This is a genomic window from Pallidibacillus thermolactis (assembly GCF_025660415.1).
GTDB classification, from domain to species: Bacteria; Bacillota; Bacilli; order Bacillales; family Caldibacillaceae; genus Pallidibacillus; species Pallidibacillus thermolactis.
Map to the genome: position 1 here is coordinate 1 of NZ_JAOUSE010000073.1, position 11,930 is coordinate 11,930.

The window sequence follows — 11,930 nt, forward strand, 5'->3', positions numbered from 1 at the left end:
ATCTCCTAAAATTTGTAGGTAATATCAAGCTGTTTTCAGGAAAATGTAAAAAGAGCGAATTGAGAAACACAAGGATTTCTCAATTTCGCTCTTTTTTTGGGGACTTATTGGACAGCCCCTTTTACTTTAATTTCGTTAATTCCTCTTTCATAAACTTCTCCTCCATAGGGCCAAAGTATTTTGCCCGGATGACCCCATCGGAATCAATAAAATAACTTGTTGGTAAACCATATACTTCATACAGTTTCATTACTTCCCCTTCTATATCTAAAGGTACTGGAAAAGTAAGACCAAATTGTTTCACAAATTGTGTCGCCGATTCTATTGTTTCTTTACCAATCGTCATATTTACTGCAACAAATTCAACTTGGTCCTCTTTCAATTCTTCATAAACCTTTTGCATCACCGGCATTTCTTCTTCACAAGGACCACACCATGAAGCCCAAAAATTTAATAGTACTCTTTTTCCTTTCAGATCACTAAGTTTAACCGTTTTTCCATTATAGGTTTTTAACGTAAAGTCAGGTGCCTTTTTGCCTACTTGCAAACCTTCATCCTCTGACATCGCTACTGCATCAGCAAAATCTTGACTATTTTCAGTTGATTTATTAGAGTTCTTTTGCTCGATACTCGTTAATAAGTCTTGAATAAATAGTTGATCAACAACGACTAGTGTAATAAAAATAGCCGCAATTCCAGCTACAATCTTTTTAATCATATATACCACAACCCTTATATAAAATGCCATATTGTTATTATACATAGATTGCTGAATTTTCTAAATCAATTTGTTTTTCTGTTGGTATTAATTGTATTATTTCCAATATATGATCATTAAAACCATGAATATAGCATCTTTTTCCAGTGTTGTCACCCGTTCCAAAAAACAAAGGATTGGGATATTTAAACGAAAGCGTTTTGTTAATTCGGTTGGTAGCCATCCTTTTTTTACTGAGGCTATCTGTATATATTTATCATAAAATGTTATTTCATTATATTTTTCTTGTGTAAATGTAATGGTTTTATTTACAAATTGTATTTTGCCGTATAATTTTCTACTCTCTTTCGTTATATAAATATTCATTGAATCTATATGAAAATGGATTTGATTGTTTTTTATTTTTAATTTGAACCTTTGCTTTTGTTCGTCTCGAAAAAAATAGCTCAGGCACCATCCTCTCCATGTGAATTGTATTTTACCAATTGATTCTGCCACTCCATCTGGATGAAAGAAATAAAAATTATTTTGATCTTGTTCAATTAAATAAATATTAGGAAAATCTAATCTTCTATGATCATATGGATCCATTTGGACAAAAGTTTGATTGGATCTCCGTAAGTAATAGAGATGAAAAGAATAATAGAATATACTTAAAAACATTAATAGATAGATTGCTAACTCAAGTTTCTGACGTGTTACATAAATATATAAAAAAATATAGGCAATCAAGGAAAAATATATACTTATATGTAGACTCTGTTTTCCTAATAAATAATAAAACTGTTTTATCGACATTTGCTTTCCCCTTTAATAGATCTTTATAAAAGTTTGTATATTAATAGATATGCAATTTTTTTATAAACATGATAGAGAGAAATAAATGTAACCCTTTACTAGATAAAAAAAGAATATTGTCAAAAATTGTTTGTTAAATTTATAAAAAAGGGCTTTATTTTTTTATTATTTTTTTGTATGATACGAGAGTAAAGTTCATTCAATAAAAAACTATACAATTCAGGGAAGGCAAATGGTGCGCCACCAGCTTGAGCTGGTTCTAGTGGGTTCGATTCCCACCCCGAAATTTTTTAGATTCATATAAAAAATTTCGAGGGTGGGTACACGAAAAGTCACTTAATTCCACCCTCGGTTCGGAGGGATGGAAAATGTACTTAAAAAAGCGTGACTTAAATGATTGTAGTGTTCTCTATCCACTAATAACACACCCGGAAGTCTTCCCTTTTGTAAGGGAAAAACCGAATTCCTATGAAGAGTATTTATTTTTAACCAAAAAAGTGATGGAAAACGAAGAAAAAGGCGTATTAATTTCACGAACGATTCTAGATGAGTGGGAAACTCCAATTGGAGTGATCACTTTATACGATATAAATAATCACACAGGCTTCCTTGGTACATGGTTAGGAAAACCGTACCACGGGAAAGGATATAATCGCATTGCAAAAGAATTATTTTTTCAAGAATTATTTTTTGAAAAAGACTTTGAGAGTATATTTTTACGGGTGCGATTTGAAAACATTCGTTCTCAAAAAGCAGTTGAGAAAATTCCATACATCACTAAAGCAAATGAAACAAGACCTTTTATTTTTGAAAAGATAAATACAAATCCGAATCATTATTTATATCATTTATATGAAATATCAAAAGATGCTTTTACTTTATATTATAAAGTCCAATTACAAGCAGAAGGAAATAGGCAACAACTTAAAGCATAAAATGATAACGTCCGATACTGGACGTTTTTTATTTCGTTATTTAACCAAGAAACATGAGATAAAATTCACGCTAATTGAAATTAGGCATATGATGGATAGACAATATATTTTTTTACACATTTTTCACAGTCATCCGAGTAAGAAGGTGATTCCATGTTTCCTTGGAATTTTTTTGGTGCGAATCGGAAAAATCAGGATTTTTTTGACAAATTGGATGAAGACAGCTTTCAAGAGATGTTGGAAAAGTGGATGAAACAAGCTTTTCCAAGTTTTTTAGATGCAAATACGAACAAACAATCTGAAACAACTTCACATAAATCATTAAATGAAACTGTATTTGAAACCCATGATTATATCTATATTCGTATACCTATTTCAGAAGATGAAATAATTGATAAAATTAAAATTTACTATAGTTTAAATAAATGTATGATTACCGGAGTTTTCGACAACGAACAGCCATATACGATTATTTTACCTTCTACGGTGAAAAAGAAAGGTGCTACTGCCATCTATCGTGATCATGTACTAGAAATAAAAATACCAAAATATAGTGATTGGCAATTTAGTGAAATTGATGTTGATACAGAAAATCAGGATTGATTATAGAAACTCACGGGTATATGTTTTTAATCTTCGGAAAAAATAAGAAAAATAAAGAGTACTCTTAGGAAGGTGAAAACATATGCCAACACCCTATCGGTGTCCAAACTGTAAAACAAATAAAACGAGGTTCAATTTTATTAAACAAGTTCCGGAATTTGTTAAAGTTGATCCAGAAACAGGTGAAGTTTTAGAAATATACGATAATACCCAATTGGACCCGTTTCATTTGCCATATAATGGACCTGACATAAAGATTCAATGTGCTGTTTGCGGTCTTATAGAGGATGAAAAAATGTTTGCAAAATTCGGGGAATCATCAATTCAATAATATCTTGAACTATTATGGTATATAATTAAGGCTTTCCAGAATATAATAAATCTGGAAAGCCTATTCATTTTAACAAGTATTATTTCGATCATAACATACAACATTGGTTTTAACAGTTAACCAACTCAAACAATAGTCTGAAATAGCAGCGTCTTTAACTTTTATTTAACAATTATTTTATTTTTTTAAGTAAAAGTTCAACCGCTTTTTGAATTTGTGGATCTTCTTCTTCTAATTTTTTACCTAATGCTTCCATAATTTTGGTTGTTGTCTCACCTGACACAATACCAGTTACTTCCAAGTCATGATTCCGTTGGAAATTAGTGACTGCTTGCTTTGTGTCTGCATCAAACATCCCGTCAACTTTACCTGGTTCATATCCAAGTACATCCAGCATTTCTTCAATGATTGAAATTTCATCTGACATCATAGATTCTTTTAATTCTAATTCAGGACTAACATACGGTAATTTTGCGTATTCTGGCAATTCAACAATATAATCAGGGGTAATTCCTTTTTCATGAATCCAATTCCCGTCAGGTGTCAACCATCGAGCTGTCGTTAATTTCAAGCTGGACCCATCAGAATAGCTTGCCGCAGTTTGTGCTGTACCTTTACCGTACGTTTTCACTCCGACAATCGGTACATTAGCAGATTCTTTCAGTGCACCTGCAAGTATTTCGGAAGCACTTGCACTCCCTTCATCTACTACAGCCACTAATGGGATATCAAATGTTTCTTTTTGATTTGATAACTGACGTTCTTTAGTCCCGTCTTTATATTCCATTTGATAAATCACTTTGCCTTTTGGAACAAATAGACTAGTAATATCTATCGCCTGATTTAATAATCCACCTGGATTTTGTCGTACATCTAAAATTAATCCTTTCATTCCTTGGGTTTTCAAGTCATCTAAGGCTGATGTAAGTTCATCATATGTATGTTCAGAAAAAGACGTGATTTGGATTTTACCAATTGAATGATCTAGCATTTCATAATAAACGGTTTCAATCGGAATCACATCTCGAGTAATTTCTACATGAATTGGCTCCTTTACACCCGGTCGAGAAATTGTCAGACTTACTTCTGTCCCTTTTTCACCACGAATGAGTAATACAGCTTCCGAAGAACTCATACCTTGTATATTTTTTCCATCAACTTCGATTATTGCATCATTTGCTCGAAGTCCAGCTTTTTCTGCGGGTGATCCTTTAATAGGTGCAACGATGACGATGTTCCCATCGCGCTCTTCAATCGTAGCACCGATTCCCTCAAATGAAGAAGTTATTTGTTCATTAAAACTTTCCGTCTCCTCTGCTGTCATATAATCACTATACGGATCACCCATTGCATCAACCATACCGTTTATCGCGCCTTCAACTAATTGCTCTGCATCAATTTCATCAACATAGTTTTCTTTTATGTTTTTATATGTTTCGAACAATTTCTCAAATTCCGTATAATCACCAATGATCCCGTCTGCCAGAATTCCATTATTAATATTTGGAACATTTATTTTATTTTTCGGATCCACAACTTTATCATCGCCAAAAGATAAGACAATCGCTGTAATACCAGCTGTTAGAAAAACGGAAAAAAATAAAATCATAATGAAATGAAACTTTTTCAGCTTCATATACTTTTTATCCGTTCCCAGACCATCATTTGTATTTTCTGTATCGACATTCTTGTTATTATTCACAACTTCACCTCTTTCACAACAGAGGAGGGATTATTTATAAAATACCATGTTTTACAAAAATTGACTAGTAAAGTCTGCATTTATATATAATCCTTCTATTAAATTTCTGTTGCATTTTCAAAAAATTCTTCTAATGTCCAATTATTTTCAAACATAATGTTTGCCGGTTCTTCTCCGACATAGCGGAAATGCCAAGGTTCGAATGTGTAACCAGTTATATCCTCTTTTCCTTTCGGATAACGTAAGATAAAACCATATTTATGAGCATTTTCAGCTAACCATTGTCCTTCTGGCGTATCCGCAAAATCTTCCTCCAGTGCAAATCCTGCGCTTTCAGAGGAAATATCCATTGTGAGCCCGGTTTGATGTTCACTTGTTCCTGGTACGGCAACCACTTGGGCAGCCAACTGTTCGTCTCCCCCCTGTTTTTCAATTTGAGCATCAAATAGAACTTTTTGTCTTTCATAGGATCTAAACCCAGATACTGCAAAAAGATAGATCCCTTCTTCTTCAGCTGCTGCGAACATTTTTTCCAAAGCTTCCGCTGCTTCTTTTTTCATATAAGCTTTTTCAATTGATGGTTCTACAGTATATGGAAAACGAACATCAGGAATAACTAAATCGGATGGTCGATAACCTTCAGGTAATAAGGCAGATTCTTTATTTACTAAGATCAATATATTATCTACATTTTTAATTACTTGTTGTCCGTCCACTTCTTCGACTTCATTAAAATATTTCTTTTCTAGAAGAACTTCTTTACTGTTCTCAGTCTTTGTTTTATTTGAACTTGTTTCTTTTGCTTTTTCTTCTTGTCTTTCTGTCTGACCTTTATTGTCTGTCGATTGTTCTGTAGAACATCCTACTAAAAGGGTACCTATTACAATCGGAATAACAAGTTTTTTTAGTTTCATCTTTCTCACCTTGCTTGTAGTAATCTTGAATGCTTTTAATATTTTACCACTCTCTACATATCTTGAACAGGTAAAAATGATGGAGAAAAAATAAAGTTGTCTCCAAAGATTTAACCTCTCCTTAGAGACAACTTTATAATTTATTTCACCACTGAATCTAATGCGACTTCAATCATATCATTAAATGTTGTCTGTCTTTCTTCTGCAGTCGTTTCTTCACCGGTTAAAATATGGTCACTAACAGTAAGAATGGAAAGGGCTTTTCTACCATATTTTGCTGATAAGGTATATAGGGCAGAGGTTTCCATTTCAACAGCTAATATACCGTATTTTGCCCATTTTTCATGTTCTGCGTAATCATCATAAAACATATCCGCACTAAAAATATTACCGACTTTTAAGTTAAGCCCCTTTTCTACTCCCACATCATATGCATTTTTTAACAACTCAAAATTAGCAGTAGGAGCATAATCCATGTGACCAAATATTTTTCGATTCATTTGCGAATCTGTTGAGGCACTCATTGCAATAATTACGTCACGAACTTTCACATCTTTTTGAATAGCTCCACATGTACCAACGCGAATTAAGTTTTGAACGTTATAACTTTGCATTAACTCATTGATATAGATTGAAATGGATGGGATCCCCATGCCTGTACCTTGAACAGAGATTCGTTTTCCTTTATAAGTACCAGTAAAACCAAGCATATTTCGAACTTCGTTATAGCAAGAAACGTCTTCTAAAAAAGTTTCAGCAATATATTTAGCACGTAAAGGGTCTCCTGGTAATAATATTGTATCAGCGATTTCATTTTCTTTTGCTGCAATATGTACACTCATATTTTTTCCTCCTTAAAATCTTATCGGGTATTATTATTCCCCTATTCAATATACCATATTAAGGAAACCGTTGAAAAATTTTTCATGACTTAAAATATCAGATTCCCTAACAATAAGAATAGGATTGGTTATATATTCATTCAAGGAGGAGATCTTTTTATGGGTAAAAAAAATCGAAATCGGATTAATCAACCAAAGAAGAAAAATAATATACCAGAAGAAGTGTTAATCTCTGAAAAAGAGGCTCATGGAAAAGAACTTTCTGCCCACGGTAGAAAAAGATAACAATACATCGAAAGACCGGGGCTGTCTTTGATCGACAACTCCAGTCTTTATTAGAATTCATTACCTCTTAATATTTAGCGTTCATTAGAAATATAAATCCATAGGCATGACAATCCACTTCAACGAATAGATCTTCTTGCTGATGACTTTGATTATAAAAAGCAACTCCCAATTCATCTAGTCGGCTAGAAATAACCATAAAATGATTCGAATTGAAATTCTTAATTAAAACATCGAAATTTTTAACTCTTACATTTCTCGGAACGTAAACTTAATTCATTAATCGCTTTGACAACAGATATAGGACTAGTGGATAATAATCTTTATCAGGTTCATGGGCACATCTGCTGTTATATTTAACCAAACTTTTGTCCTGGCAAATAATACAGGTGTATCAAATGGTAATTGAAAGGAAAATGGAACATTTTGTTGTTCATCTATTCTAATTTTCATTGTGTAAAATGGGAATTAACCAATATCGGGAATGGTGGTATACTCATATCTTCAAGTTCTTTTCGATATTTTATTTCTTGGTCAACTTTCCCACATTTAATTACGCTCCAGGTTTGTAGCCATTTTAATACTTCTAATTCAGATACTAGCAAATATTTTGTTAAAGAATAACATGAAATGACCTGCTCTTAATCGGTTATCATTGATGCTAATCTTTCTTCTGGAATGGATGATTTGATAAAGCCTGTAATTTTTTAATAATTTCTCTCATCTTTTTTCGATATGTTGGATCACCAAAATTTAAATACAAATATTGAAAATCATTATACATATCGAGTAATGTATCTACATCTACTGTATCTTTGCTTAACTTTTTTTGCTTTTGCTTTGTCGGAGGAGGACTTAACCTTGGCGTTTTGGAGGGAATTGATTTTTTCGCATTAATAATTTTTTTCGCATTCTCTTCATTTGTTATAAATGTTAACTCTTCTTCTGTAGCTTCTAACCAAGCACCATCACTAACACGTGCTAATTCATATACAATATCTTCCCAGGCAGAATCTTGATAACGCCATACTTCCGCGCGAAAACCGATGATAACAAATAAATCTTGACCATATCCCCAAACTCGAACAATATCACCAAATTGGAATTTATATTGAATCTGAACATTTTCTTTTTTGGTATAAATTTTTTCATAATCATTTTTTGACATTAAGTTGTTTTCATAATATAGGTCTTTTCTATCCTTTAACTGGTAATACCAGTCGCCACCGAGCTGATAGATCTTAACAATTTCTGAGAATATTCCATTTTCCACAATTACAATTTGATCACCTATACTATATTTTGGCTGACCGCTTTTTGCCATTCTCCAACCCTCGCTTTCAGCTGGTTTATCTATTATATGCAAAGGGAATTTAAAAGGAGAAAATTTCTTAGGTTCTTCTAGTCAAAAACAATTTCGGAATATTCCCAATATGGACGCCACTGTACAATTTATTACGAACACAATATTTTTATGTTATAAAAATTTTAAGATCACTAAAATTTATTTTCATATTGCTCATAGTAAGTCCAAGCTAAATCGAAAATGGTCATCGTTGATAGATAATCACCATTTAATTCTAAATAACGACTTAATTCATCATAATCATTCGATTCTTTCGGAAAACTAAGGTCCCGAAAAGCCCCTTCAGCAAATTTAGATAATTCATCATTTCCGTTACGAAATCTCATTAAAAAGTGATAAAATGATTTAGCCATAATGTATCATTATTCCTTTCTTGAAAATGTATTCAAAACTATATGTCATACGTTAGTATAAAGTAAGAGGATTAAAAAATAATAACTCCCTACTTCATTTTATATTTTAGCATGAAGCAGGGATTCGTTTTTATCAATTATATTAATATTTTTTCGACAGAATCAAAATACACTATCTACCTCCAAAACAAGTGGCACCAATAATAATGAGTAAAATAAACAATACAACAATTAACGCAAATGAGCATCCTCCAGTTACAGGATAACTATAACCACATCCGTAGTCTGCGTAAACTGGATAATGGCAATATGAATATCCTCCATAATGCATGACTCTCACCCTCCAATTTTGTATAATTCATAGGTAGTTTATGCGTTAGGTAAGTGTCATGCATGTGCATTTGCCTATTGCCCGTTACTCTTTTCAAACAATTTTTTATACTCACCATATCCTTCTTTGTCTAAATCCTCTTTAGGGATAAAACGTAAAGCAGCAGAATTAATACAATAACGTAAACCTTCTGGACCCGGACCATCGGAGAAAACATGGCCTAGATGGGCATCACTCGTTTTCGCTCTTACTTCAGTTCGAATCATGTTATGGCTCGTATCCAATTTTTCTTTAATCTCTTTATCCTCAATAGGTTTTGTAAAACTTGGCCAACCACAACCTGCATCATATTTATCTTTTGAACTAAATAACGGTTTTCCTGAAATGATATCGACATAAATACCTTCTTCAAAATGATCCCAATACTCATTTTGAAACGGTGGTTCTGTACCGTTATTTTGGGTAACTTCATAAGCAATTGGTGATAACTTTTTCTTAAGTTCTTCTTTATTTTTCATGTTGTTCCCCCCAATGTCGTTTTATAAAATCTGCCCTTCCCGATCCGATATAATATCGATGATAGTGCAATGGATTTTTTCGATAATAACCTTGATGATAATCTTCTGCTTCATAAAATTTAGATGCTGGTAAAATTTTCGTGACAATCGGTTTAGAAAATTTGCCACTTTCTTCCAACATACGTTTCGATCGTTCGGCTTTTACTTTTTGTTCCTCATTTAAATAAAAAATTGCGGTTTGATAAGATTGACCTCTATCAAAAAATTGACCACCGGGATCAGTGGGATCAATTTGTTGCCAATAAATATTTAAAATTTCTTCATAACGAATCACTTCTGGATCGAATGTTATTCGTACCGCTTCATAATGCCCTGTGGTCTCTGAACAAACCTCTTCATAAGTTGGATTTGGCTTTGTTCCGCCAGTATATCCTGAAACTACCTCTTGCACGCCTGACCACTTTTCAAAAGGTTTTACCATACACCAAAAACAGCCACCCGCTAATATTGCTTGTTCATATTTTTTATTTTCCAACTTTTTCACCCCCCACACTTTTTAATATGAGATTTGAGATGATTTTATCAAAAAATAAAGCTACAAGTAAAAATATTTGCTAATAGGGAATGGAATATGTACAACGTATTTTCTTCGTATTTTCTTCAATATACCATTTTGTTATGATAATACAGGAAGTAAGGAGGTATAAACAATGGTAAAATTGCCAGAAGAATTTAAATTGAAAATGAGTAGACTCTTAAAAGATGAAGCTACAGAATTTTTTCACACATATAAAGAGCCACGAACAGCTGGTTTTCGTCTAAATACATTAAAAACTAATGAAGAAATGTGGAAAAATCTAAATCCGTTTCAAACTGATCCCATCCCTTACGTAACAGGCGGTTATTACTATGATTATCATGTTGATGAACCTGGGAAACATCCATATCACGCTGCTGGTCTTTATTATATACAAGAACCTAGTGCTATGTTTGTCGCTAACCTAATTGATGCAAAACCAGGTGAAAAAGTGTTAGATTTATGTGCAGCTCCTGGTGGAAAATCTACGCAAATTGCTGTATCGATGAAAAATGAAGGTTTATTAGTTTCCAATGAAATTTTCCCGAAACGCGCAAAAGCATTAGCCGAAAATATTGAACGATTTGGTTTAAAAAATACGATTGTCACAAATGAAAGTCCAGAACGTTTAAGTAAGCATTTCCCTTATTACTTTGATAAAATTTTAGTTGATGCACCTTGTTCTGGAGAAGGCATGTTTCGTAAAGATCCGGATGCAACTAGACATTGGAGCGATGAACATGTTAGACATTGCTGTCAACTGCAACTTAATATTTTAGAGCATGCATATAACATGTTAAAGGAAGATGGGATAATAGTTTATTCAACATGTACTTTCTCACCTGAAGAAAATGAACAAGTCATTGAAGCATTTCTAGATAGACATTCAGACATGGAGATCTTACCGATTGATAAATCTTTTAATATTGACAATGGCAGGCCAGAATGGACAAAAACAAAGCTTTTAGATGTAAAAGATACTGCTCGTCTTTGGCCCCATAAATTAAAAGGGGAAGGACATTTTGCTGCAAAATTACGTAAAAAAGGAACTACATTAAAGACTTCCGTTCCTGAATTTAAAATTAGTAAAAAGCAAAATTTGAAAGACTTTTTACAATTTAGTCAGAACTACTTTAACCAAATAACTTTTCCAAATCTCCAGCTATTCGGCAATGTCCTTCATTCATTACCTAGTCACTGTCCCGAATTAAAAGGTTTAAAAGTTTTGCGCGCTGGATTGCATTTAGGCGTAATGAAAAAAAATCGTTTTGAACCAGAACATGCATTAGCCCTTGCTCTTCAACCTACACATTTTAAACAAGTTGTGGATCTAAATTCAAAGGAAGAAGATTGTATGCGTTACTTAAAAGGAGAAACATTAAAAGGAACTGGTGAATATAAAGGTTGGGTGTTGATTACTGTAGATGGATTTCCACTTGGTTGGGGGAAAGAGTCGAATGGTATGATAAAAAATTCTTATCCAAAAGGTTTACGAATCATGTATTAGCAAAAAAGCCCAATAAAAAATATTGGGCTTTCAGCTTGTAGACAAAGTCCCTAAACTAGTGGCCAAATCTACAGGCTTTTTTTGTATAATAGGGATAGAATTCTTGGTTAACGGGGGAAATTTAGGATGTTATCGAAGCGTACAGACAAT

General features: G+C 32.9%; 16 protein-coding genes. 5 read left to right on the forward strand and 11 right to left on the reverse strand.

Annotation, left to right across the window (positions count from 1 at the left end):
* Positions 1–121 precede the first annotated feature (121 nt).
* Entirely contained in the window at positions 122–718 is a 597-nt protein-coding gene (locus OEV82_RS15055) for a TlpA disulfide reductase family protein (RefSeq protein WP_173658244.1), read from the reverse strand.
* Between the two features lie 96 nt (positions 719–814).
* Positions 815–1,516, reverse strand: coding sequence for a hypothetical protein (locus OEV82_RS15060; RefSeq protein ID WP_173658245.1), 702 nt, complete (start codon positions 1,514–1,516; stop codon positions 815–817).
* A 368-nt stretch (positions 1,517–1,884) separates the two neighbouring features.
* Between OEV82_RS15060 and OEV82_RS15065 the strand changes: the two genes are divergently transcribed.
* The 3 genes from OEV82_RS15065 (at position 1,885) to OEV82_RS15075 (ending at position 3,385) form a co-directional block, all read left to right on the forward strand.
* Entirely contained in the window at positions 1,885–2,451 is a 567-nt protein-coding gene (locus OEV82_RS15065; RefSeq protein WP_173662271.1) for a GNAT family N-acetyltransferase, read from the forward strand.
* 153 nt (positions 2,452–2,604) lie between these two features.
* Positions 2,605–3,054: an Hsp20/alpha crystallin family protein gene (locus OEV82_RS15070; RefSeq protein WP_173662270.1), complete on the forward strand. Its 450-nt coding sequence runs from the start codon at positions 2,605–2,607 to the stop codon at positions 3,052–3,054.
* A gap of 82 nt (positions 3,055–3,136) precedes the next feature.
* Positions 3,137–3,385: a DNA alkylation repair protein gene (locus OEV82_RS15075; protein ID WP_173662269.1), complete on the forward strand. Its 249-nt coding sequence runs from the start codon at positions 3,137–3,139 to the stop codon at positions 3,383–3,385.
* 172 nt (positions 3,386–3,557) lie between these two features.
* Here the strand turns inward: OEV82_RS15075 and OEV82_RS15080 are convergent, their stop codons facing one another.
* From OEV82_RS15080 to deoD, 3 genes are all read right to left on the reverse strand, one after another.
* The gene (locus tag OEV82_RS15080; protein WP_317630492.1) at positions 3,558–5,087 is read right to left on the reverse strand and encodes a S41 family peptidase; all 1,530 of its coding nucleotides are present in this window, start codon (positions 5,085–5,087) and stop codon (positions 3,558–3,560) included.
* Positions 5,088–5,185: 98 nt separating this feature from the next.
* Positions 5,186–6,001, reverse strand: a complete 816-nt coding sequence (locus tag OEV82_RS15085) for a M15 family metallopeptidase (RefSeq protein WP_173662268.1) — start codon at positions 5,999–6,001, stop codon at positions 5,186–5,188.
* A 140-nt stretch (positions 6,002–6,141) separates the two neighbouring features.
* Complete coding sequence (deoD, locus tag OEV82_RS15090) at positions 6,142–6,843, reverse strand: purine-nucleoside phosphorylase (protein ID WP_263062330.1); 702 nt, start codon at positions 6,841–6,843, stop codon at positions 6,142–6,144.
* A gap of 159 nt (positions 6,844–7,002) precedes the next feature.
* On the opposite strand from deoD, the gene OEV82_RS15095 reads away from it, so the two are divergent.
* On the forward strand, positions 7,003–7,128 hold the full coding sequence (locus OEV82_RS15095; RefSeq protein WP_263062331.1) for a hypothetical protein: 126 nt from the start codon (positions 7,003–7,005) through the stop codon (positions 7,126–7,128).
* 306 nt (positions 7,129–7,434) lie between these two features.
* On the opposite strand, the gene OEV82_RS16220 is transcribed toward OEV82_RS15095, so the two are convergent.
* From OEV82_RS16220 to msrA, 6 genes are all read right to left on the reverse strand, one after another.
* Positions 7,435–7,581 (reverse strand): hypothetical protein, encoded by a 147-nt coding sequence (locus tag OEV82_RS16220; protein ID WP_407672782.1) that lies wholly within the window; start codon positions 7,579–7,581, stop codon positions 7,435–7,437.
* Positions 7,582–7,789: 208 nt separating this feature from the next.
* Positions 7,790–8,452, reverse strand: a complete 663-nt coding sequence (locus OEV82_RS15100; protein ID WP_173658436.1) for a hypothetical protein — start codon at positions 8,450–8,452, stop codon at positions 7,790–7,792.
* A gap of 173 nt (positions 8,453–8,625) precedes the next feature.
* On the reverse strand, positions 8,626–8,847 hold the full coding sequence (locus OEV82_RS15105; RefSeq protein ID WP_173658437.1) for a YozE family protein: 222 nt from the start codon (positions 8,845–8,847) through the stop codon (positions 8,626–8,628).
* A 172-nt stretch (positions 8,848–9,019) separates the two neighbouring features.
* On the reverse strand, positions 9,020–9,178 hold the full coding sequence (locus OEV82_RS15110; protein WP_173658438.1) for a YjcZ family sporulation protein: 159 nt from the start codon (positions 9,176–9,178) through the stop codon (positions 9,020–9,022).
* 74 nt (positions 9,179–9,252) lie between these two features.
* Positions 9,253–9,696 (reverse strand): peptide-methionine (R)-S-oxide reductase MsrB, encoded by a 444-nt coding sequence (gene msrB, locus OEV82_RS15115; RefSeq protein ID WP_173658439.1) that lies wholly within the window; start codon positions 9,694–9,696, stop codon positions 9,253–9,255.
* Entirely contained in the window at positions 9,686–10,177 is a 492-nt protein-coding gene (gene msrA / locus OEV82_RS15120; RefSeq protein ID WP_263062333.1) for a peptide-methionine (S)-S-oxide reductase MsrA, read from the reverse strand. Before msrA ends, msrB begins: the two co-directional genes overlap by 11 nt.
* Positions 10,178–10,406: 229 nt before the next feature.
* Between msrA and OEV82_RS15125 the strand changes: the two genes are divergently transcribed.
* Complete coding sequence (locus OEV82_RS15125; protein ID WP_263062332.1) at positions 10,407–11,780, forward strand: RsmF rRNA methyltransferase first C-terminal domain-containing protein; 1,374 nt, start codon at positions 10,407–10,409, stop codon at positions 11,778–11,780.
* The last annotated feature ends 150 nt before the right edge of the window (positions 11,781–11,930 follow it).

Bases quoted from the DNA above. Each gene is read 5' to 3' on its own strand.
- msrB (WP_173658439.1), bottom strand. From the start codon at position 9,696: ATGAAAAATAAAGAAGAACTTAAGAAAAAGTTATCACCAATTGCTTAT.
- OEV82_RS15085 (WP_173662268.1), bottom strand. From the start codon at position 6,001: ATGAAACTAAAAAAACTTGTTATTCCGATTGTAATAGGTACCCTTTTA.
- OEV82_RS15070 (WP_173662270.1), top strand. From the start codon at position 2,605: ATGTTTCCTTGGAATTTTTTTGGTGCGAATCGGAAAAATCAGGATTTT.
- OEV82_RS15095 (WP_263062331.1), top strand. From the start codon at position 7,003: ATGGGTAAAAAAAATCGAAATCGGATTAATCAACCAAAGAAGAAAAAT.
- OEV82_RS15100 (WP_173658436.1), bottom strand. From the start codon at position 8,452: ATGGCAAAAAGCGGTCAGCCAAAATATAGTATAGGTGATCAAATTGTA.
- deoD (WP_263062330.1), bottom strand. From the start codon at position 6,843: ATGAGTGTACATATTGCAGCAAAAGAAAATGAAATCGCTGATACAATA.
- OEV82_RS15055 (WP_173658244.1), bottom strand. From the start codon at position 718: ATGATTAAAAAGATTGTAGCTGGAATTGCGGCTATTTTTATTACACTA.
- OEV82_RS15065 (WP_173662271.1), top strand. From the start codon at position 1,885: ATGTACTTAAAAAAGCGTGACTTAAATGATTGTAGTGTTCTCTATCCA.
- OEV82_RS15105 (WP_173658437.1), bottom strand. From the start codon at position 8,847: ATGGCTAAATCATTTTATCACTTTTTAATGAGATTTCGTAACGGAAAT.
- OEV82_RS16220 (WP_407672782.1), bottom strand. From the start codon at position 7,581: ATGAAAATTAGAATAGATGAACAACAAAATGTTCCATTTTCCTTTCAA.
- OEV82_RS15060 (WP_173658245.1), bottom strand. From the start codon at position 1,516: ATGTCGATAAAACAGTTTTATTATTTATTAGGAAAACAGAGTCTACAT.
- OEV82_RS15110 (WP_173658438.1), bottom strand. From the start codon at position 9,178: ATGCATTATGGAGGATATTCATATTGCCATTATCCAGTTTACGCAGAC.
- msrA (WP_263062333.1), bottom strand. From the start codon at position 10,177: ATGGTAAAACCTTTTGAAAAGTGGTCAGGCGTGCAAGAGGTAGTTTCA.
- OEV82_RS15125 (WP_263062332.1), top strand. From the start codon at position 10,407: ATGGTAAAATTGCCAGAAGAATTTAAATTGAAAATGAGTAGACTCTTA.
- OEV82_RS15075 (WP_173662269.1), top strand. From the start codon at position 3,137: ATGCCAACACCCTATCGGTGTCCAAACTGTAAAACAAATAAAACGAGG.